Annotated in this window: 23 protein-coding genes and 1 pseudogene; 13 read left to right on the forward strand and 11 right to left on the reverse strand. The window is 71.1% G+C overall.

Annotated elements, in window-relative coordinates; genetic code table 11:
• Nucleotides 1–52 precede the first annotated feature (52 nt).
• The 8 genes from MMA15_RS02870 to MMA15_RS27755 all read left to right on the forward strand — a co-directional run bounded on the left by MMA15_RS02870 (nt 53) and on the right by MMA15_RS27755 (nt 7,438).
• On the forward strand, nt 53–1,144 hold the full coding sequence (locus MMA15_RS02870; protein WP_372498165.1) for an NADH-quinone oxidoreductase subunit B family protein: 1,092 nt from the start codon (nt 53–55) through the stop codon (nt 1,142–1,144).
• A gap of 82 nt (nt 1,145–1,226) precedes the next feature.
• Nucleotides 1,227–2,975: a nickel-dependent hydrogenase large subunit gene (locus MMA15_RS02875; RefSeq protein ID WP_277400709.1), complete on the forward strand. Its 1,749-nt coding sequence runs from the start codon at nt 1,227–1,229 to the stop codon at nt 2,973–2,975.
• 11 nt (nt 2,976–2,986) lie between these two features.
• Entirely contained in the window at nt 2,987–3,517 is a 531-nt protein-coding gene (locus tag MMA15_RS02880; protein WP_241057349.1) for a NifU-related iron-sulfur-binding protein, read from the forward strand.
• A 5-nt stretch (nt 3,518–3,522) separates the two neighbouring features.
• The gene (locus tag MMA15_RS02885) at nt 3,523–4,368 is read left to right on the forward strand and encodes a DUF5947 family protein (RefSeq protein ID WP_241057350.1); all 846 of its coding nucleotides are present in this window, start codon (nt 3,523–3,525) and stop codon (nt 4,366–4,368) included.
• Complete coding sequence (locus tag MMA15_RS02890) at nt 4,361–5,290, forward strand: DUF6084 family protein (protein ID WP_241057351.1); 930 nt, start codon at nt 4,361–4,363, stop codon at nt 5,288–5,290. Before MMA15_RS02885 ends, MMA15_RS02890 begins: the two co-directional genes overlap by 8 nt.
• Nucleotides 5,290–6,333 carry a hypothetical protein gene (locus MMA15_RS02895; RefSeq protein ID WP_241057352.1) on the forward strand — a complete coding sequence of 348 codons (1,044 nt, stop codon included), beginning with the start codon at nt 5,290–5,292 and terminating at the stop codon, nt 6,331–6,333. Before MMA15_RS02890 ends, MMA15_RS02895 begins: the two co-directional genes overlap by 1 nt.
• Nucleotides 6,330–7,310: a hydrogenase maturation protease gene (locus MMA15_RS28140; RefSeq protein WP_308290498.1), complete on the forward strand. Its 981-nt coding sequence runs from the start codon at nt 6,330–6,332 to the stop codon at nt 7,308–7,310. The genes MMA15_RS02895 and MMA15_RS28140 overlap by 4 nt, the downstream gene beginning before the upstream one ends.
• Entirely contained in the window at nt 7,307–7,438 is a 132-nt protein-coding gene (locus MMA15_RS27755; RefSeq protein WP_277399998.1) for a DUF6893 family small protein, read from the forward strand. Before MMA15_RS28140 ends, MMA15_RS27755 begins: the two co-directional genes overlap by 4 nt.
• 56 nt (nt 7,439–7,494) lie before the next feature.
• On the opposite strand, the pseudogene MMA15_RS02905 reads toward MMA15_RS27755, so the two are convergent.
• The 3 genes and pseudogenes from MMA15_RS02905 to MMA15_RS02915 all read right to left on the reverse strand — a co-directional run bounded on the left by MMA15_RS02905 (nt 7,495) and on the right by MMA15_RS02915 (nt 9,597).
• Nucleotides 7,495–8,270: pseudogene (locus MMA15_RS02905) on the reverse strand (VOC family protein).
• A gap of 35 nt (nt 8,271–8,305) precedes the next feature.
• Nucleotides 8,306–8,638, reverse strand: a complete 333-nt coding sequence (locus MMA15_RS02910; RefSeq protein ID WP_241057353.1) for a plasmid stabilization protein — start codon at nt 8,636–8,638, stop codon at nt 8,306–8,308.
• A 140-nt stretch (nt 8,639–8,778) separates the two neighbouring features.
• On the reverse strand, nt 8,779–9,597 hold the full coding sequence (locus tag MMA15_RS02915) for an SAM-dependent methyltransferase (RefSeq protein ID WP_308290499.1): 819 nt from the start codon (nt 9,595–9,597) through the stop codon (nt 8,779–8,781).
• Between the two features lie 294 nt (nt 9,598–9,891).
• On the opposite strand from MMA15_RS02915, the gene MMA15_RS02920 reads away from it, so the two are divergent.
• From MMA15_RS02920 to MMA15_RS02940, 5 genes are all read left to right on the forward strand, one after another.
• Nucleotides 9,892–10,659: a sigma-70 family RNA polymerase sigma factor gene (locus MMA15_RS02920; protein ID WP_241057354.1), complete on the forward strand. Its 768-nt coding sequence runs from the start codon at nt 9,892–9,894 to the stop codon at nt 10,657–10,659.
• Nucleotides 10,659–11,456: a UPF0561 family protein gene (locus MMA15_RS02925; RefSeq protein ID WP_241057355.1), complete on the forward strand. Its 798-nt coding sequence runs from the start codon at nt 10,659–10,661 to the stop codon at nt 11,454–11,456. Before MMA15_RS02920 ends, MMA15_RS02925 begins: the two co-directional genes overlap by 1 nt.
• A 360-nt stretch (nt 11,457–11,816) precedes the next feature.
• A complete protein-coding gene (locus MMA15_RS02930; RefSeq protein ID WP_241057356.1) occupies nt 11,817–12,158 on the forward strand; it encodes an ArsR/SmtB family transcription factor in 342 nt (113 codons plus the stop codon).
• 3 nt (nt 12,159–12,161) lie between these two features.
• Nucleotides 12,162–12,668: an SRPBCC family protein gene (locus MMA15_RS02935; protein ID WP_241057357.1), complete on the forward strand. Its 507-nt coding sequence runs from the start codon at nt 12,162–12,164 to the stop codon at nt 12,666–12,668.
• Entirely contained in the window at nt 12,668–13,288 is a 621-nt protein-coding gene (locus tag MMA15_RS02940) for a dihydrofolate reductase family protein (protein ID WP_241057358.1), read from the forward strand. Before MMA15_RS02935 ends, MMA15_RS02940 begins: the two co-directional genes overlap by 1 nt.
• 226 nt (nt 13,289–13,514) lie before the next feature.
• Here MMA15_RS02940 and MMA15_RS02945 read toward each other — a convergent pair whose 3' ends face one another.
• The 8 genes from MMA15_RS02945 to MMA15_RS02980 all read right to left on the reverse strand — a co-directional run bounded on the left by MMA15_RS02945 (nt 13,515) and on the right by MMA15_RS02980 (nt 18,944).
• Entirely contained in the window at nt 13,515–13,940 is a 426-nt protein-coding gene (locus MMA15_RS02945; protein ID WP_241057359.1) for a hypothetical protein, read from the reverse strand.
• A gap of 205 nt (nt 13,941–14,145) precedes the next feature.
• Nucleotides 14,146–14,574 carry a gas vesicle protein K gene (locus tag MMA15_RS02950; protein WP_241062942.1) on the reverse strand — a complete coding sequence of 143 codons (429 nt, stop codon included), beginning with the start codon at nt 14,572–14,574 and terminating at the stop codon, nt 14,146–14,148.
• 57 nt (nt 14,575–14,631) lie between these two features.
• Nucleotides 14,632–14,976: a gas vesicle protein gene (locus MMA15_RS02955; protein WP_308290500.1), complete on the reverse strand. Its 345-nt coding sequence runs from the start codon at nt 14,974–14,976 to the stop codon at nt 14,632–14,634.
• Nucleotides 14,969–16,018 (reverse strand): GvpL/GvpF family gas vesicle protein, encoded by a 1,050-nt coding sequence (locus tag MMA15_RS02960; protein WP_241057360.1) that lies wholly within the window; start codon nt 16,016–16,018, stop codon nt 14,969–14,971. The genes MMA15_RS02955 and MMA15_RS02960 overlap by 8 nt, the downstream gene beginning before the upstream one ends.
• Nucleotides 16,018–16,542, reverse strand: a complete 525-nt coding sequence (locus tag MMA15_RS02965; protein WP_277400715.1) for a gas vesicle protein — start codon at nt 16,540–16,542, stop codon at nt 16,018–16,020. The genes MMA15_RS02960 and MMA15_RS02965 overlap by 1 nt, the downstream gene beginning before the upstream one ends.
• A gap of 112 nt (nt 16,543–16,654) precedes the next feature.
• Nucleotides 16,655–17,905: an SRPBCC family protein gene (locus MMA15_RS02970; RefSeq protein WP_241057362.1), complete on the reverse strand. Its 1,251-nt coding sequence runs from the start codon at nt 17,903–17,905 to the stop codon at nt 16,655–16,657.
• Nucleotides 17,898–18,596, reverse strand: coding sequence for a hypothetical protein (locus tag MMA15_RS02975; protein ID WP_241057363.1), 699 nt, complete (start codon nt 18,594–18,596; stop codon nt 17,898–17,900). Before MMA15_RS02975 ends, MMA15_RS02970 begins: the two co-directional genes overlap by 8 nt.
• A 93-nt stretch (nt 18,597–18,689) precedes the next feature.
• On the reverse strand, nt 18,690–18,944 hold the full coding sequence (locus MMA15_RS02980; protein ID WP_241057364.1) for a gas vesicle protein GvpG: 255 nt from the start codon (nt 18,942–18,944) through the stop codon (nt 18,690–18,692).
• Nucleotides 18,945–18,972 lie beyond the last annotated feature (28 nt).

An 18,972-nucleotide genomic window follows, 5' to 3' on the forward strand; every position in this document is an offset into this window, starting at 1 on the left:
CTGCTCTGAGAGCCGTACGGGCGGTCGGCGACGGTGCGAAGGGATCGGTCCCATGAGCGACGAGGCGGCAACGGCGACCACGGCCACGGCGGTAGCGGGGACGGGGACGGAGGGGGAAGCGCTCGACGAGATCCACATTCTCTGGACCTCGGAGGGCATGAGCTGCGACGGCGACACCGTGTCGGTGACGGCGGCCTCGCTGCCCAGCCTCGAGGACGTCGTGCTCGGCGCGATCCCCGGTCTGCCCAAGGTCCATCTGCACAACAAGGTCCTGGCGTACGAGACCGGCGAGGACTTCATGACGGCGTTCCGCAAGGGCGCCGCGGGCGAACTCGGCCCGTTCATCCTCGTCGTCGAGGGGTCCGTACCGAACGAGAACATCAACGGCGACGGCTACTGGACGTCGATGGGCAACGACCCGCACACCGGCGAGCCGATCACCTTCAACACCTGGATCGACCGCCTCGCCCCGCAGGCATGGGCCGTCGTCGCCATCGGCACCTGTGCGACGTACGGCGGGATCCACGCGATGGCTGGCAATCCCACGGGCTGCATGGGGCTGGTGGACTACCTCGGCTCCGAGTACCGCTCCCGTGCGGGCCTGCCGGTCGTCAACGTCCCCGGCTGCCCGGTCCAGCCGGACAACTTCATGGAGACGCTGCTGTGGGTGCTGCACCAGGCGGCGGGGCTCGCACCGACCATCCCGCTGGACGAACAGCTGCGGCCCACCTGGCTGTTCGGCAAGACCGTCCACGAGGGCTGCGACCGAGGCTCCTACTACGAGCAGGGCGACTTCGCCAAGGACTACAACTCCCCCAAGTGCCTGGTGAAGGTGGGCTGTTGGGGCCCGGTCGTCAACTGCAACGTCACCAAGCGCGGGTGGATGGACGGCATCGGCGGCTGCCCCAACGTGGGCGGCGTCTGCATCGGCTGCACCATGCCGGGCTTCCCCGACAAGTTCATGCCGTTCATGGACGAGCCTCCCGGGGGCTCGCTCTCGTCTGCGCTGGTGAGCCTCTACGGGCCGTTCATCCGCAGCATGCGGTCGATCACCAACCGGTCCGCGGACCGGGAACCGAAGTGGCGGCACAACGAGCCCGCCCTCACCTCCGGCTACCAGCCCCGCTGGACCGGCCGCGAGTAGTCAGCGAAGCGACCTGCGAGAGGAACGAGAAGTGGCCACCGCCCAGCAGTCCGCCAAGAAGCCCGCCAGCGGGGAACGTGAACTGACCGACGTGGCCTTCGATCCCATCACCCGGATCGTCGGCAACCTCGGCATCTACACGAAGATCGACTTCCCGGGCCGGCAGGTGGCGGAGTGCCGCAGCACCTCGTCGATCTTCCGCGGATACAGCGTCTTCATGAAGGGCAAGGACCCGCGCGACTCGCACTTCATCACCAGCCGCATCTGCGGCATCTGCGGCGACAACCACGCCACTTGCTCGGTCTACGCCCAGAACATGGCCTACGGCGTGAAGCCGCCGCCGCTCGCCGACTGGATCATCAACCTCGGCGAAGCGGCCGAGTTCATGTTCGACCACACGATCTTCCAGGACAACATGGTCTTCGTCGACTACTGCGAGCGCATGGTCAGGGAGACCAACCCGGGCGTCTGGGAGCGTGCCGAGCGCACCCCCGCGCCCCGCGCCGGGGCCCACGGCCACCGCACGATCGGCGACATCATGCGCTCGTTCAACCCGTTCGAGGGCGAGACGTACAAGCAGGCGCTGGTGATGAGCCGGCTGACCCGTGAGATGTGCTGCCTGATGGAGGGCCGCCACGTACATCCGTCGACGCTCTACCCGGGCGGCGTCGGCACGGTGGCCACACCGCAGCTCTTCACCGACTACCTGGTGCGGCTGATGCGCTGCCTGGACTTCGTCAAGCGCGCGGTCGCGATGAACGACGACGTCTTCGACTTCTTCTACGAGGCACTGCCCGGCTACGAGGAGGTCGGCCGCAGGCGCACGCTGCTCGCCTGCTGGGGCTGCTTCCAGGACCCCGAGGTCGTCGACTACGACTACCGCACGATGAACACCTGGGGTAACTCGATGTTCGTCACCCCGGGCATCGTCGTCGACAACGAGCTGGTCACCACCGACCTCGTCGACATCAACCTCGGCATGCGCATCCTGCTGGGCAGCAGCTACTACGAGGACTGGGCCGCCGAGGAGACCTACGTGGACCGTGACCCGCTCGGCAACCCCGTCGACCGGCGCCATCCCTGGAACCAGACGACGCTGCCGCAGCCCCAGAAGCGCGACCTGGAGGGCGGCAACTACAGCTGGGTGATGAGCCCCCGCTGGTACGACAGACGCACGGGCGACCACCTCGCCCTCGACACCGGCGGCGGCCCCATCGCACGCCTGTGGGCGACGGCCCTGGCGGGCAAGGTCAGGACCCCGCACGTGCGTTCCACCGGGCGCAGCGTCCAGATCGACCTGCCGAAGACGCCCTCGACGCCCGAGACCCGGCTGGAGTGGAAGCCGCCGGCCTTCCCCAACACCCTGGAGCGCAACCGGGCGCGGATGTACTTCGTGGCGTACGCCGCGGGCATGGCGCTGTATTTCGTAGACCGCGCGCTGGCGGAGGTACGCGCCGGACGCACCAAGGTCTTCGAGGACTTCAAGGTGCCGGAGGAGGCCATCGGCGTCGGCTTCCACGAGGCGGTACGCGGAGTCCTCTCCCACCACCTCGTCATCCGCGACCGCAAGATCGCCAACTACCACCCGTATCCGCCGACTCCGTGGAACGCCAGCCCCCGCGACCACTTCGGCACGCCCGGCCCGTACGAGGACGCCGTGCAGGGGATGCCCCTGTTCGAGGAGAACGGCCGGGAGAACTTCAAGGGCATCGACATCATGCGTACCGTCCGCAGCTTCGACCCTTGCCTGCCGTGCGGCGTGCACATGTATCTCGGCGGTGGGCGGACCGTGCGGGAGAGCCACTCGCCGACCTTCGGCGCACTCGCGTGACGGCGGCGGGCATGGGATGGAACGAGCGTGAGGCACGTCGACACGTCGCCCGCACCGAGGAGTTGCTCTCCGGGCTGGACGCCCTCGCCGACACCGCCGCACGCGAGCAGGCACTCGACGCCCTGCACGCACTCGCGGAGATGTACGGGGAGTGCCTGGCCCGGGTGATGAACCTGCTGGACGAGTCGGCACGTTCGGCCCTCGCGGACGACGAACTGGTGGGACGGCTGCTGCTCGTGCACGAGTTGCACCCCGAGACGGCGGAGCAGCGCGTGCGCAGGGCGCTCGCCGACGTGCCGGGTGTGACGGTGGTGTCCGCCGGCGAGGCGGAGGTGAGGGTGCGCCTCGCCCCGCAGGGCTGCGGCTCCCCGCCCGTGGAGGAACTCGCGCGGAACGTACGGGAAGCGGTGGCCTGTGCGGCGCCCGAGGTGGACCGGGTGGAGACGGAGGAGGCGCGGCCGGAGCCTTCCGTGATTCCGGTGGACGCCCTGTTCCGGGGAACGTCCCCTGCGGCCTCGCCGCAGCCCGCCGGGTACCGGTGACGGGCGTGACGTCCGCAACGCCCTTGGGGGCGACGGAGGTTGAGGCCACGGAGCTCGGTGGCGGGCCCGGCGGCGGGCTTCGCGCGCTGCTGCGCCGCCCCGCCGCCGAGAGGCCGGCACCGGGAGAGGCAGCGGAACGGGACACGGCCGAGCGCTGCGATCTGTGCGCCGAGCCGCTGCCGGAGGGCCACCGCCACATGCTCGACGTACAGCGGGGCGCGGTGCTGTGCGCCTGCGGACCGTGCGGGCTGCTCTTCCCGCAGTCCACGGCGGGCGGCAGGCATTACAAGCCGCTGCCGGAGCGCAGGCTGCCGCTGCCGGACCTGCGGATGGACGCGATGCTCTGGGCCCGGCTGGGTGTGCCCGTGGGCCTGGCCTTCTTCGTACGCGACGGGGCGAGCGGCGAGATCCGCGCGGGGTATCCCAGTCCGCTGGGCGTGACCGCCTCATCCGTGGAAGCGGAGGTCTGGGAAGAGCTCGCACGGGGGTACCCGGAGCTGGCAGAACTCGCGGACGACGTGGAGGCACTGCTGGTGCACCGCACGGACGGCCCGGCACCGGGCCAGGAGGGCACGAGGACGGGCCGGGGCGCCGAGCCCGGTGACGGCGGAACGGCCGCCGACAGCGGCGCGACCGGGCTGGACCGTCCGCGCCCGGCGGGCACCGCGCACGCCCCCTGCCGGCAGTGGATCGTCCCGCTGGACGACTGCTACCGGCTCGCCGCGCTCGTCCGTACGCACTGGCGGGGCCTGTCCGGCGGCCCCGAGGTACGCGAGCACATCGACGCGTTCTTCGCGGGACTCGCATGCCCGTCCCGCACCGCAGACGAACCGAGGAGTGAGCATGGCTGAGATCGAGGTCGGCAAGCCCCATGTACGGATCGACAAGGCCGCACATGTGAGGGGCGTGCGGCAGGGCAACCACGAGGGCGCCTACAAGAAGCAGCCGGGGCATCTGCCCGACGACACCTCCACCGCGCGCAGGTCGACGGGCGTCCACTCGAAGTCGAAGGACCCGATCGTGCCCGGCATGCCCAACCTCTCTCTCCCCCGCGTGAGCGCGCGGACCATGCCCGGCGCCGGTACGCGTACCGGCGCCGGGCGGCGTATGGACCTGCCGGACCTGGAGTTCGCCGTCACCGGGGCCCGCGCGCTGCGTGACGCTGCCGTGCCGACGCTGGTCTTCCGGCTGGCGGTCCGGCGTACCGGAGGCGGCGTGATCCGCTCGGTCTCCCTCGCCACGGACGTGAGGATCGCGGCCGCCCGGCGCGGCTACGAGCATGCCGATCCCCTGGTCATGGCCCGCCTGTTCGGCCAGCCGGAACAGTGGGCGACGAGCATGCGTCCGCTGACGTGGGCCCGTCTCACCACGGTCGTCCCGGCCTTCGACGAGCACACCGAGACGGAGCTGCCGGTGCCGTGCAGCCGCGACATGGACCTCGCCGTCACCTCGTACTTCCATGGCGTACGCGACGGCGAGGTCCCGCTGGAGTTCCTCTTCAGCGGGACCGTCTTCCACGACGGGCCCGACGGACGGCTGCGCACCGCGCAGATCTCCTGGTCCAAGGACGCCTCCTGGCGGCTGCCCGCCGCCCTCTGGCACGAGACGACCGGCCGCTACGACGGCGGCACGAGCTGGCTGCCGCTCTCCCCCGGCGCCTACGGCGGGCTCGCCGCACACCGGGACCGGCACGCGCTCACCGGCTGGGACGAGACGGTCGCCGATCTGCTTGCCCGCGCGGGCGGCGGCACCGCCGTGGGAGGTGCGTCGTAGTGGACGCCGTGGAGAAGATCGCGAGGGCGTGCCTCTACGAGGGGTACCTGCTGTGGCCGTACCGCAGGGGCGCGTTGAAGAACGCACGGCGCTGGACCTTCGGCGGGGTCTATCCGAGGCGCTGCGCCGAGGCGATCGGCGAGCCGTCGCGCATGCGGGCGCAGGTGCTGCTGCGCGGCGGCCCGGCGGCGAAGCTGCGGGTGCACGTGCGGTTCCTGCATGTCGTGGACCGTCAGGTGTACCGGAACGGGCCGACCGGTCCGGCGCCGGTGGACGAGCTGCGCGTCGAGGGGCACAGCCATCTGACGTGGCAGGAGGCGACCGAGCGCCGCTGGGTGTGCCCTCCGTGGTCGCCGCGGCGCGGGCCTCGCACCACGACGATCGACATCGCGGCGGGCGCGGACCGTGAGGCGCTGCGCGCGGAGTCGGGCAGCGTCGCCGGAACACTCGTACGTAGCTGGCAGCGCCTGAGCGGCAGTGTGCGGCTCAGCTCCGAGCCCGTCACGGACACGGTGATGCGCGTGACGGCGGACATCCAGAACACCTCTCCGTGTCCGGTTCCGGCGGCGGGGGCGCGGGGCGCACGTGACGCACTGGCGCCGTACGCCTTCGCCTCGACGCACATCGTGCTGCACACGGACGCCGGTGAGTTCGTGTCGCTGACCGACCCTCCGGAGGAGCTGAGGGAGCCCGCCGCGGCCTGCGAGAACGTGGGCGTATGGCCCGTACTGGTGTCGGAGGACCCGGACGCCGCGGTACGCAGCCCGCACTACTCGACGGGAGTGCTCTGCTCGCCGATCACGCTCTACGACTATCCGGCGGTCGCGCCCGAGTCGCCCGGCGACCTCTTCGACGGCGGTGAGATCGACCAGTTGCTGATCCTCAGCGTCCTGAGCCTGACCCCGCAGGAGCAGGAGGAGGCCAGGGCCAGCGATCCGAGGGCGCGGGAGATCCTGGACCGCTGCGCGTCGCTGGAGCCGGAGGAGCTTTCGGCCCTGCACGGCACGATCCGCGCCTTCGGGCCGACTGCGGAGATCCGATGAGCACGGGCGGCGAGCGGACGAGCCGGGGGACGGACCGCGGACGGGCAGGAAACGGACGGGCGGACAACAGGCCGCCGGCAGGCGGCGAACCGGCGGACAGTGAGCGCACGGTCGGCGCCTCGCGCACGGTTGTCGCCGGAGGCGTACGGATCGGCCGCGGCAGCCGGGTGCGGCTGCGCCCCGGGCGGTCTGCCGACGTGCTCGATCTGGCGCTCACGGGCCGCACTGCCGAGGTCGTCGCCGTCGAGGAGGATCTGGAGGGCCGGGTCCAGGTGGTGGTCACGGTCGACGGGGACGAGGGCCGGGACTTCCGAACGGGACTTGGGCACCGGTTCTTCTTCACCCCCGCCGAAGTGGAGCCCGTAGAGCCGGGCACGCGGGGGCCACGCATCCTGGTCGCGGGCATCGGCAATATGTTCATGGCCGACGACGCCTTCGGGCCCGAGGTCGTGGCCGCGATGCGCGGCCGGTCTCTCCCGGACGGCGTGCACATCGCGGACTTCGGAATCCGCGGAATGGATCTCGCCTACCGGCTTCTGGACGGTTACGACGCGGCGGTGCTCGTCGACGCCGCGCCGCGCGGCCGTGAGCCCGGCACGGTCCAGGTCATCGACCCGGGCCCGATGCCCGCCGCGTCCGGGTCCGCCCGGCGCGCGCTTCCGCAGGCGCACGGCATGGACCCGGTGCAGGTGCTGGCGCTCGCGCGTCAGCTCGGCGAGGGGACTGACCGGCCGCAGCCGCTGCCCCGTGTGCTCGTGCTGGGCTGTGAGCCGTCGGTTCGGATGCGCGGCGACGAGCCGGATGTGGTGGTCGGGCTGAGCAGGCCGGTACGGGAGGCGGTGCCGCGGGCCGCCGGGATGCTGGAGTCGCTGGTCGGCGAGCTGCTGCTCGATCCGCACCGCGACCTGAGCCTGCCGGTCGGCCGTACCGGGTCTCCGGCAGCCGGTGCCGAGCCGAGGAGGGAGGTGAGGAGATGAGGAGAGGGATCTTCGTTCCGGCGGTCGCGGTGCGAGTGGCCGTCGGCGCCGTGGTCGTGGCGGTGGCGGCGATGGCCGCCGTGAGCGCTCCGGACGCGGTGCGCTACTTCAAGATGAAGACGATGTGAGCGAGGGGGCGCGCGGGACTCGCCACCGCACGGCGGGGTATGCCGGGGGCGGCCGGTCACCTCATCCGTGAGTGCACGGTGAACAGGCCGCCCTCGGGGTCGAACAGCCCGGCCGTCCGCCCGAAGGGATTGTCGGCGGGACCGGTGGCGACGGCGCCGCCCGCCGCGACAGCGCTCTTGACGGCGTCGTCGACGTCGTCCACGGAGAACGAGGCGTGCCAGCGGGGACGGATGTGCGGGTCGGGCGCCGACTCGATGGCGCCGCCCCGGATGGTGGCCACCGCTCGCCCGTCGACCCTTACGACGACCGCCTCGTGCTGGTAGTCCACCTCGCAGCGTCCGGACTCGGACGCCCAGTCGAAGACCTCGGCGTAGAAGATGGCAGCCGCGAAGGCGTCCCTGGTGCGCAGTTCGAGCCGGGCCGGGAGGTCTCGGTTCGCGGCGTCCCAGCTTGAGAGCACTCCCCCTCCCAGAAACCGAAGGTCGCACCGGCGAGGTCGGCCGCCAGCGCGGTACGGCCCTCGCCCATGCGGATCGGGCCGACCGCGACGGTCGCGCTCCGCTCACGTACGCGTGCGGCGGCGGTGTCGGCGTCCGTTACGGAGAAGAACGGCGTCCACTGGACGGCGACGCCCATGGTGCGGGCGATGGCGCCGAGCCCGGCAACGGGCACACCGTCGGCGTAGGCGACGCTGAACTCCTCGCCCATGCTGCCCGGCCGGAAGGACCAGCCCAGCACCTCTCCGTAGAAGCGCTGGGCGCCCTCCAGCCCGCCGGTCGCCAGGCTCACCCAGCACGGCGCTCCGTGGACCGGTGGCGCTTCGCGGGCCATGCCCGTCCTCCTCGCTGCCCCGGCCGCGTATCCGATCAGCGGCCCAGTGCCTTCTGAAGCTGGCGCTTGTTCATCGAGGAGCGGCCCTCGATGCCGCGCTGACGGGCCTCGTTGTAGAGCTGGTCGCGGGTGGGACCGGACTTGGGGCCCATGCCCCTGCCGGAGCGGGTGCCGCCGCGTGCCGCCGCCGACTTGCCCTGGGTGGACGTGCGGCTGGCGCGCTGCGCCTCGCCCGTACGGGCACGCTCCTTGTTGACGGTACGGGAGGCGATCTCCTTCGCCCTGCCCTGGGAGGCGCCGCGCTTCTTGGCGCCCTCCTTGATGTGCTCGTACTGCCGTTCACGCTTGGCGTTCGACCCTGCGGGCATGACTCCTCCAATTTCGCGTTGGAATCAGTGGCCCGGTTACCCCTCCACCAGGATTGCTAACAACTACGGGCGAAACGCATCGGACGTCTGCTCGAATGCCCGACCGGGCGCCACGGGGCGCAAGCGGGCCTCCGGGCCGGTCAGGGCTTGCGGGCGACCGCTCCGTAGCAGGCCGCTTCGACGTCGGTGACCTGGGAGAGGTCGTGCTCCGGGTCGGGGCGCCAGCGGTGGGTGACGGTGATCCCCGGGTCGAGCAGTTCCCATCCGTCGAAGAAGCGCGTGAACTCCTCGTGCGTACGGGCCTGTACGGGCGTGCCCGCCGCCTCGTAGGCGGCGAGGGCGCGTGCCAGGCCCCCGGGGTCGAAGTCCGGCGTGACATGGCTGATCGTGAGGGTGCTGCCGGAGGGCAGGGCCTCCTTGAAGTACTCGACGACGCCGTGCGCGGTGTGCTCGCCGGGGATGAAGTGGAGCAGCGCGATCAGGCTGAGCGCGACCGGGCGGCCGAGGTCGAGCGTCTCGCGCACTTCCGGTGAGTTCAGCAGGGCCTCGGGGTCACGGGCGTCGCCATGGGAGTAGGCGGTGCGGCCCTCGGGGCGGCTGCGCAGCAGGGCGTGGGCGTGGGTGAGGACGATGGGGTCGTTGTCGGTGTAGACGACGCGGGCGTCCGGGGCGGTGGCCTGGGCGATCTCGTGCAGGTTCGGCGAGGTGGGTATGCCGGTGCCCACGTCGAGGAACTGGCGCATTCCGAGCTGTGACAGATGCCTCACGGAGCGGTGCATGAACTGCCGGTTGGCGCGGGCGGCGACGAGCACCTGGGGGAAGACGGCCATGGCCTTGCCGGCGCTCTCGCGGTCGGCGGGGAAGTTCGTGGTGCCGCCGAGGAAGTAGTCGTACATCCTCGCCGAGTGGGCCCGGTCCAGCTCCAGATCCAGTTCCACTGCGCCCTCGTCAACGGCCACCGGTTTCCCGCCTTTCTCCGATTCGTCGGCGTGTGCGCACGCCGTGGCGGCTATCGTGCGCCACTTGTGCGAACTTGCCCAGGGCACATGGGATTTGGGGGCGCGGACCGGCCATGGGGCGGCGTGAAGGCGCCGGCGCGGATGGCCGTGGCAGGGGGCGCACAGGGGAGGGCGAACGGGGCACGGTAGCGGGGCTTTCACTCTGTGTAGTATTTTGGCCGGACTTCCGTGGACACGGGCCGCTGCGGCCTGTTCGCGCCTTCTGACCGATGCACTCCCACGAGAGGCTCCTCGATGAGCGCCGAGGACCACCGACCGCCGGGCACGGGAAGTCTCAAAGCCCGGCTCGCGAGCACGACCGCTTCCACGACCTCTGCCAGGGCCGCTGCCGCGGCGGCTGCCGCCGGCGACGCCCCGGACGTCGCCGACAGGGCGGGCGGGGAAGTGCCGTACAGCACTGAGGAGTTACGCGAGGGCGAGCACGCGCACCAGATGCACGGGGGCGAGGCGCAGGACGAGGACGCCCGGCGGCGGCTGATGCTCTCCTTCGACGCTTTCGACGCCTCCCACCACCGGCTGTGGCTGCGCTACGCGCACACCCAGGCCGGAAGCCGGGAGGCGGCGCGGCAGATCGTCGAGGACGCCTGCCGCCATCTGCTGGAGCACTGGGAGCACGCGCTGCGTCAGGAGTCGCTCACCGAGTACGCGTGGACGGTGCTCAAGGAGCACGTCGCGCACTGGCTCAAGGAGCGGGGGCTGCGGCCCCGGCTGGCGGAGACGGCGGCCTTCCACGCGGCCGTCCGCAAGGCGCTGCTGCATGAACTGCGGGACGAATTCGCCGTGCTGGAAGGCGAGATGGGGCTCTACGCGGCGATCGGGCGTCTGCCGGAGCGGCAGTACGACGTGGTCGTGCTGCGGTACGTCCTGGGCTGCTCCGAGGAGGAGGTCGCGGGGTTTCTCGGTTTCGAGACCGCCTCCGTGCGCTCGCACATACGCTATGCGAAACGGAAGCTCGCCCGGGAGCTGCGTACGGCGCCGGGGCCCGGCACAGGGGACGGCTGATGCGGGGGAGGTTCGAACACCGCACCATCGACGCGCTGTTGAGTGACGCGGAGGTTCTGACCGAGGACTACGACGACGGCGACGTGGACGCGGTGCGCCGCCGGTTGCTCGCGGGCGCGGACCCGGGGGCGGACCCAGGGGCGGCCGAGGCCGGTGAATGTGCGGCGGGTCCTGCGGCGGCGTCTGCGGTGCCGGCCGGAGGTGTGCCTCCCGCGGTTTCGGCCCGTACGGGCGTACGGGCGCGGCCGTATCCGACCGAGTGCGAACAGGCGGCGCACGACCTCGACTTGGCGGTGAGCCTCGTCGTCAACGCCCCGGAGGCGGCGGCCGGTCTCGCGCGGCTCGTCGACGACCAGGACTCCATCGCACCCGAGGGCGCACTCGTCTTCGGCTGTCTGCTGCATCTGGCGCGCTATCGCGAAGCGGCGCAGTTCTGGTGGCAGTTCGCCGCCGGCGGCGGTTCCAGGACCGCCGCCTTCTGTCTGTGTCTGCACCATCGGCGGCACGGGGAGTTCCGGGACGCCGACTACTGGCGTGCCCAGTCGGCGAGGCTGGCACAGCGGGCCCATACGCCGGGAGTTGCCCCTCCCCGGCGGCAGCGGCCGACGGCCAGGCCCCTCCTTCCCGACGGGGTGCGGCACGGTCTGCTCAGCCAGTGCCACGGCGGCGGGCATCCACGGCTGCCGCATGCGCTGGAGGCGGTGATCCACCGGCTCCCCGTCCTGGACGACGACGAGGACTTCGGTGAGATCCCGCAGCCCGCAAGGGACTTGGCGGGACATCTCACAGCCCTGTGACCTGACTCGGCTCACGAGGCGAGGCTGAGGCACGCGCAACGCGGTGGCCTGCGCAGAACGCTTCGGGGCGCTGATGGATGTGCCCGCTTGCCGGACGGCGATCAGGGATCTGCGGTGGCGCACGAGCGGGCGTTCAAGTCCGTGCTGACCGAGGTCCGTCACCGCCGTGGCCGGTGCCAGTGCCGGTGCCGGTGCCGGTGCCGGTGCCGGTGCCGGTGCCGGGATGATCTCCGAGCCCGCCCGTGAAGGCATCGAGGGCGCCGGACCCTTGAGCCGACTCAGATCACAAGAGCCACGATCATCACCTGACAGGACCCGCCTGAGCTTTGACGCATGCCGATATGGGCATATGATGAGCCCATGGCACGAGCAGCGACGACGTCGGACGTCTTCAACGCGATCGCCGAGCCGCGGCGCCGGGAGATCCTGGTGCTGTTGCGGGCAGGTGAGCGGCCGGTGACCGACCTGGCCCGGGAGCTGGGGATGGACCAGCCGCGCGCGTCCAAACACCTGCGGGTACTCCGGGAGGTCGGGCTGGTGCGGGACCGCAAGGCAGGCAAGCAGCGCCTCTACGGCCTTGACGCCCGCGGGCTGCGGCCGGTCCACGAGTGGACCGGCGGATTCGAGCGGTTCTGGAACGAGAGCTTCGACCGGCTGGACACATACGTGCGGGACCTGAAGCAGGCAAGGCAGGAGGAGTAGCCGATGAGCGCGACGGGACGAGGAACGCCGGGGCAGTCCGCGACGGCCGACCGCGAGATCGTCATCTCCCGGGTCATCGACGCCCCACGAGAGCTGGTGTTCGAGGCGTTCACCGAGGTCCCGCATCTGTCGATGTGGTGGGGGCCGGAGGGGTTCACCACCACCACGCGGGCTTTCGAGTTCCGCGTCGGCGGCGAGTGGGACTTCGTGATGCACGGACCGGACGGGACGGACTACCGGGAGTGGATCTCCTGGACCGAGATCGCTCCGCCGGAGCGGATCGCGCTGCTCCACGGCGAGTCCCGCGGCGACCCGGACGCCTTCGAGTCGGTCCTGACGTTCGAGCCCGACGGCGCGGCGACCCGGATCGAGATGCGCACGGTGTTCCCCACCAAGGAACTGCGCGACGAGGCGGTCGAGAAGTACCACGCGATCAAGGGCGGCGAGCAGACCCTGGGCAACCTGGCTGCCTACGTCACCGAGACCCTTCGGAAGGGAGCCGAGAGCTGATGGCCGGGAAGGTGTTCTTCAGCGTGTCCATGTCGCTGGACGGCTTCATCGCGCCCGAGTCCCCCGAGGAGTTGATGGGGCAGCAGTGGATGGAACTGCAGCAGTGGATCTTCCCGCAGCGCTTCATGCGGGAGAACCTGAAGCTCGGCGAGGGCGGCGAGGAAGGGCGCGACAACGACATCGTGCGGGAGACGTTCGAGCGCACCGGAGCGAGCGTGATGGGCAAGCGCATGTTCGACGCAGGCGAGCACGCGTGGCCGGAGGAGGCGCCGTTCCACACGCCGGTCTTCGTCCTGACGCACGAGAGGCGTGACCCCTGGGAGCGGCCGGGCGGCACGACCTTCCACTTCGTCGACGACGGCATCGAGGCCGCGCTCGACCGGGCCCGCGAGGCCGCCGGCGACCGGGACGTGCGCATCGCGGGCGGCGGAGCGACGATCCTTGAGTACGTGAACGCCGGGCTGATCGACGAGTTCTCGATCGCGCTCTCACCCGTGCTGTTCGGCTCCGGCATCCGCCTGTTCGAGGGCGTGGACGCGGGACGCGTGGCCCTGGAGCAGGTCCGCGCCGAGCCCACCCCCAGGGTGGCGCACCTGACCTACGCCGTCCGGGAACGGTAGGCGCGGCGGACGACACACGGCGGACGCTGGGGGCGATTCGCGCGGCGCAGGCAGGGCGTCGGGGAACGCATTCGGCAGGTGCCCGCCTGCCCTGCCGGGCACCTGCCGAATGCCGCCTTCATCGCGAGGCACGCCCGCGCACGTACCCCCCACGGATATGCATGGGGCGCAACCACCGGGGTCCGAGGCCGAGTTGAGGAGCGGGAGCAGGGTCGTGGACCCGGAACTACAGGCGTCCGCCGGTCCGCCGGGTGAGCGGCCCGTTCTTACGCCTGACCGAATAGCGGCCTGCCGCGAAGGACGCGGCGACGGCGGTGAGCGCGCCGGAGCCGAGACCGGCGACGACTCCCTTGCGGTTCTTCACGGCCGTCCACGTCGCGCCGGCGGCGGTCGCGGCGGTGCTGGACGCGGAGGCGAGCTTCTGGCGTCCCACTTCGGCGCCCCGGCTCGCGGCGTGCCCCGCACGCTTGGTGGCGTCGCCGAAGCTCCTGCCGCCGTTCTCCACCGCGTCACCGACCGCGTGAGTGGCCGAACCGGCCTTCGTGGCGGCCTTCTTGACCCCGCGGTCCGCCGTGTCGGCCGCCGCGACGGGCTTCTTGGTGCTGCTTGCTGCCTTTCCTGCGGTGCTTGAGGTCTTGCCGTTCTCAGTCATGGCCAACGGGTTGCCCTGTGCCGGGGCTTGAAACATTCGGTGTACGGGGTGTGGAGGCGTGACAGAAGTCCCTCCGGAAGGGGCGGACAGCACTTCGCCGGCTGGGGTCGTGGGCCGGTTCGCCAACTCGGTTCTCACGGCGCCGAGTTCGGCACTCCGGGCTTGTCGGCGGTTCCGTACGGGCGTACGGGCGTACGGGCGCGTGCTATCCGTCCTGGCGGGGCAGCAGCGAACCGAGCGGTCCCAGATCGAGGTTGAGGTCCTCCATCGTCAACCCGTAGCGCTCACACAGCTCGTTCATGCGGTCGTGGAGGATCATCAGCGTCATGCCGATGCGTTCCTCCTGGTCGTCGGTGAGATCGCCCTGGTCGACCCTGTTGAGCGCGGTGCGTTCCATGAGCTGACGCAGCAACTCCACGATGGTCAGGACGAGTTTCATCAGATCGCGTTCGACGGTGTCCGGATCGGTGCGCAGTCGCTGGGCCAGTCCGCCGTCCCGGCGTGAGCCCGCCTCGTCCGGGCCCGCGGGCAGCAGATCGAAGGCGCGGGCCGCCGAACGTGCCACCTCGTCCAGTCGGGCCTGGTTCGGGGGCCCCTGATTCGGGGGCCGGCGCTGCGACTGGCTCCGGGGCATGCCCTGGGGTTTGTCTTCTTCGGTCGTCTCCGGCCGCATCCAAAACTCCTGTCCTGCTCACCACGGCGCCGGGTCGTCGGCCGTGACCGCGTGGATGACGGCACGCAGATTGACGCGTACGAGATCCACGTCGGCGATGGAGAGCACGAGGTCGCCGGTCAGCACCGCGCCTCCCGACAGCAGCCTGTCCAGCAGGTCGACGAGGGCGACTTGGCGGCCCGCGAGCCCGCTCTCCTCCGCGATGCCCTCGGGGAATCCGTCGGCGAAGCCGTTGGCGAAGCCGTCTCCGGAATCGCCCGGGAACACGTTCAAAGGACCGTTCGCGAGGCCGTTGCCGGGACCCTTCCCGGGGCCTTTCGGGCAGCGGTCCTCGCGGCCGTCCTTACGGGGCGGTTCAGACATCGTCCGCGGTTCCCGCGTACTGGACCTGCCGTGCCTGTCGTTCCTGCGGCTCCCGCGCGGCGGACGGTGGCGTGGCGAAGGAGTACGGCGCCCATGGCCCGGTCAGCTCCACGCGTACGCCGGGCACGTCCTCGGCCAGACCGCTGATCGCCGCCCTGAAGTCCTCGCTGCGGTCCTCGGGCACGAGATACGCGTCGTTGGCGATGTTCTCGCCGGGTCCGGCGGCGAGTTCGCCCTGCTGAGGGCGGTGGGCGACCTTGGCCGCGGCGATGCCGCCGGCGAGTGCCGTCACACGTTCGGCCACGGCACCGGCGGCACGGTAGGTGTCACGGTGTGTGCTGCGCTGCTGCTGCCGCCGCCGTAGATACGCGCGGCCGGGGCCGCCGCCTGTCCGCGCCGCACCGTCGGAGGGCTGGGCGGAGGACTGGCCGGAGGGCTGCGGGGCGGAGCCGACGGCCGCCTCGCGGGGGTCGGCATAGACCTTCACCCCCCATTCGACATGGCCCTCAAGTCGCGAGAGCAGAGCGTCGAATTCGCCCTGCCGCTGCTCCAGCATGGCCATGACGCGACTGTCGTCGAGGTAGACGGTGGCCAGCCGCATGGGCAGCACCGTCGCATGCTCGTACGCGGCGGCTACGACGGAGTGGTGGCAGCGGGCCAGCGCCTCCAGCCTTTCCAGATCCTCCAGTTGGGCCTTCAGCCCGGACTCGTCGTACAGCCCGGCCGGTACGTCCGACACGAGCGCGCTGAGCCCGGGGCCGTCGACGGTACGTACGGGCGCACCGGAGGGGCCGCACAGCCCTGCGGCGGCCGCCTCCAAGTCCCCGCCCGTAGCGCCGTGTCCGTTCGGGCCGCCCGCCCTGCCGACCGCGAAGACGTAGCAGACCCGTTCACGCTGCTGCTCCGCGTCCGCCGAGGGCTTCTCCTGCGCCGAGGGTGCCGTCGGCGTCAACGACCGTGACTGCTCAGGGCGTTGAGGGTGCTCCGTGTGCTCCGTGCCCGCCGGGGTCGGGGCCTCGGGCTCGGTCCCGGGAATCGGCATCAGTCTTTCCGCCTTCCTGCGCGCTTTGTCGTGCCGTCGCCGCCGGAACCGCCGTCCACCGCGGCCCTTGGGGCGGACTTGCCCTGCTTGCCGTCGACTGCCCCTGTGTCCGCGGGGAGTTCGGCCGCCGAACGCAGCCGCTCGATCTCCCGGCGCAGCCGCTCGTTCTCCTCGGCCAGGGCAGAGCCCCGGCCTTCGGGCGCGGCGCCTTCACGGTTGCCGTCGCCGATGCCGTTGCCGTTGCCGTCGGCGAGCGCCGGGCCGCGCTGCTGTGCGCGTGCCGACGCACGGGAGGAGAGCGACGGGTCGTTCTCCCACCAGTCGATCCCCATCTCCTTCGCCTTGTCGACGGAGACGACGAGCAGCCGGAGCTTGATCGTCAGCAGTTCGATGTCGAGCAGATTGATCTGGATGTCGCCCGCGATGACGACGCCCTTGTCGAGCACGCGCTCGAGAATGTCCGCCAGGTTGGCGGAAGAGCCCTGCTGTCCGTACGGGACCGCCCTGTTCGGGGACGGACCCATACGGGCGGCCAGTGAATCGGACACGTGGAATCAGCCTTGCCTGTCGATGGTCGTCGGTCGGGAACCACCCGGTACGCATGGGCACTTGGGCCGGCACCGGGCGGCGGCGCTCTCAACGCCGGGCGGCGGCACGGGAGTTGCGGCGACGGCCGGAGTCCCGGTCGGCGTCGTCGGCCTCGTCTACCTCGTCGGGTTCGTCGTCGTACTCGGGCGGCTCGTCGTAACCGTCGGCTTCCTCCTCCGGCTCGTCGTCCTCGTCCTCGTACTCGTACTCGTCCTCGTACTCGCCCTCGTAGTCGCCCCCGGCGTCGGCCTCGGCCCCGTCCCGGTCCTCGGGGACGTCCTCTTCCGCGTATCCCTCGCGGTCGGCGTACGCCACCTCCGCCTCGTCACGGACGTCCCCGGCATCCTCGAAGTCCTCGAACTCCCCCGAGTCCTCCAAGTCCCCCGAGTCCTCGAACTCGCCCGCATCCGTGGCCTCTTGGGCCTGCTCGGCGGCCTCCTCGGCGGCCTGCTCCTCCTCCACGGCCTCGTCGTGGCCGACGACCACCTCGCCGTCGCGTATCTCCCCGCGCCAGCCGTCGGTCGCCTCGCCGCGCATCGTGATGAACCTGCGGTAGAGCTTCAGGTCCAGCCGCGCCCGGCGGCCCTGGGCACGCCAGATGTTGCCGGTCTTCTCGAAGAAGCCGACCGGGAAGTACTCCAGGACGAGCAGCACCCGGGTCAGGTCGTCGGTGAGGCGGTGGAAGGTCACCACGCCCTTCACCGAGCCCTTGGCACCCTCGGTGGTCCATGCGATGCGCCGGTCGGGGATCTGTTCGGTGACGGCGGCCTTCCAACTGCGGGTGGACTTGGCGACCTTGACCCTCCAGTCGGTGCTGACCTCGTCGGACTTATCGACGCTTACGACGCCCTTGGCGAAGGTGCTGAACTCCTGGAACTGCGTCCACTGGTCGTAGGCCACACGCACCGGCACACCCACGTCGATGTCCTCGACGATCGTCACGCTCTTGGACTTGCCGCCGCCGCTCTTGGCCTTGCCGCCCATGCCGAACAGTCCCTTGACCTTGTCCTTGAACATCTCCTTCACATGCGCGGTGCCTGCGCTCATCGCCGCCTGCGCGGGCGACTTGCCCTCGCTCAGGGCCTCTCCGCCCTTCGCCAGGCTCTGGGCCAGCCCGCCCGCGCGGCCCTCACGCGGGTCGGCGAGCTTCTCCAGACCCTCGCCGATCCTGCTGCCGAGGCCGGTCACCGCATGGTGGGCCCGCGCCTGGAGGTAGTCGCGCAGCTCGTCCTTGAGACGGTCGGCGGCCGGGCTGTTCGCCACCTCGTCCCTGAACCTGCTCAGGGTGGACTCAGCCATCGCCGCCTCCTCGTGCCGGTGCCTTACGGGTACGGGCGGGGGCGCGCCCGGCCGAACTTCCGGACTTCTTCGACGCGTTGGTCACGGCCTTGGTCGCAGCGCCCGTCGCCTTCCCGGCCGAGCCGGTCGTCTTCCCGGCCGAGCCGGTCGCCTTCCTCGCACCGGCCGCCGCCTTGTTCGTGCCGACCGCCTTCCTTGCACCGGAGGTCTTCCTCTCGGCCGGTTTCCGTGTCCGGGCCGCCGGGGCACCGCCCGTGCCGCCGCCCGAACGCCGGGTGTCCGCCGGGGACTTGGCGGGTTCCGCTGCCTCGCGGTCCTCGTCGTCGTCCTCGTCGTGCCGACCGCCGCCCCGGCCCTCGTCACCGCGCTCGTCATCGGGCTCGTCACCGGGCTCGTCACCGCTCAGCGCCGCCGTACGCCGGTGCAGGGAGTCGGCCAGGCCGTCGGCGCGCTTGGTGACAGCCGAGGTCAGGGCCGACTTCGTACCGTCGAGGAGCTGTCGGCGCACCTGATCGCTGAGGCCGGCCAGTGCCGGGGAGTCCGCCGCGAGCTTCGCGAGCCGCTGAGGGCTGAGGTCGAATTTCCTTCCGGCCAGGAACATGCCCAGGCCGATGGCCAGTCTGGCCTTCTTCGTACGCCCGAGGAGGTAGCCCCCCACGAGCGCCAGGCCGGTTCTGCTGTTGCTGTTCATCTCCGGGTCACCTCGATCTCCCGGCGCCCGTGGCGCGGGACGGTGTGCGGGTGTTCATGTGCGTGTCCGTGCGCGTGCGCAAGCGCGTGTTCGTCAGGGCGCCCGAAGCTGCCGCTGGTACGCCTGACGCCATTCCAGTTCGTCCAGCAATTCGTCCTCACGCCGGTCGAACTCCTCCTCCGTGATGCGGCCGTCGAGCAACTCCCGCTCCAGTTCGGCAAGTTGCAGACGCACCGGTTCCGGGTCGCAGTACTGCTGCTCCGCGGTCAGCACGAGCTGGTCCATGACCCACACCGCCCCGCGTACCGGCGCGAGCGGCAGGGTGAGCAGCTGGGTGATGAGGCCCATGCGAAGGCCCTCCGATCAGGGCCGTCCG

Origin of the sequence: Streptomyces marispadix (assembly GCF_022524345.1) — a bacterium.
GTDB classification, from domain to species: Bacteria; Actinomycetota; Actinomycetes; order Streptomycetales; family Streptomycetaceae; genus Streptomyces; species Streptomyces marispadix.

Bases quoted from the DNA above. Each gene is read 5' to 3' on its own strand.
- MMA15_RS02940 (WP_241057358.1), top strand. From the start codon at position 12,668: ATGGCCGGGAAGGTGTTCTTCAGCGTGTCCATGTCGCTGGACGGCTTC.
- MMA15_RS02880 (WP_241057349.1), top strand. From the start codon at position 2,987: ATGGGATGGAACGAGCGTGAGGCACGTCGACACGTCGCCCGCACCGAG.
- MMA15_RS02920 (WP_241057354.1), top strand. From the start codon at position 9,892: ATGAGCGCCGAGGACCACCGACCGCCGGGCACGGGAAGTCTCAAAGCC.
- MMA15_RS02950 (WP_241062942.1), bottom strand. From the start codon at position 14,574: ATGCCCCGGAGCCAGTCGCAGCGCCGGCCCCCGAATCAGGGGCCCCCG.
- MMA15_RS02930 (WP_241057356.1), top strand. From the start codon at position 11,817: ATGGCACGAGCAGCGACGACGTCGGACGTCTTCAACGCGATCGCCGAG.
- MMA15_RS02980 (WP_241057364.1), bottom strand. From the start codon at position 18,944: ATGGGCCTCATCACCCAGCTGCTCACCCTGCCGCTCGCGCCGGTACGC.
- MMA15_RS02945 (WP_241057359.1), bottom strand. From the start codon at position 13,940: ATGACTGAGAACGGCAAGACCTCAAGCACCGCAGGAAAGGCAGCAAGC.
- MMA15_RS02975 (WP_241057363.1), bottom strand. From the start codon at position 18,596: ATGAACAGCAACAGCAGAACCGGCCTGGCGCTCGTGGGGGGCTACCTC.
- MMA15_RS02910 (WP_241057353.1), bottom strand. From the start codon at position 8,638: ATGCCCGCAGGGTCGAACGCCAAGCGTGAACGGCAGTACGAGCACATC.
- MMA15_RS27755 (WP_277399998.1), top strand. From the start codon at position 7,307: ATGAGGAGAGGGATCTTCGTTCCGGCGGTCGCGGTGCGAGTGGCCGTC.
- MMA15_RS02935 (WP_241057357.1), top strand. From the start codon at position 12,162: ATGAGCGCGACGGGACGAGGAACGCCGGGGCAGTCCGCGACGGCCGAC.
- MMA15_RS02890 (WP_241057351.1), top strand. From the start codon at position 4,361: ATGGCTGAGATCGAGGTCGGCAAGCCCCATGTACGGATCGACAAGGCC.
- MMA15_RS28140 (WP_308290498.1), top strand. From the start codon at position 6,330: ATGAGCACGGGCGGCGAGCGGACGAGCCGGGGGACGGACCGCGGACGG.
- MMA15_RS02970 (WP_241057362.1), bottom strand. From the start codon at position 17,905: ATGGCTGAGTCCACCCTGAGCAGGTTCAGGGACGAGGTGGCGAACAGC.
- MMA15_RS02955 (WP_308290500.1), bottom strand. From the start codon at position 14,976: ATGTCTGAACCGCCCCGTAAGGACGGCCGCGAGGACCGCTGCCCGAAA.
- MMA15_RS02925 (WP_241057355.1), top strand. From the start codon at position 10,659: ATGCGGGGGAGGTTCGAACACCGCACCATCGACGCGCTGTTGAGTGAC.
- MMA15_RS02870 (WP_372498165.1), top strand. From the start codon at position 53: ATGAGCGACGAGGCGGCAACGGCGACCACGGCCACGGCGGTAGCGGGG.
- MMA15_RS02965 (WP_277400715.1), bottom strand. From the start codon at position 16,542: ATGGGTCCGTCCCCGAACAGGGCGGTCCCGTACGGACAGCAGGGCTCT.
- MMA15_RS02960 (WP_241057360.1), bottom strand. From the start codon at position 16,018: ATGCCGATTCCCGGGACCGAGCCCGAGGCCCCGACCCCGGCGGGCACG.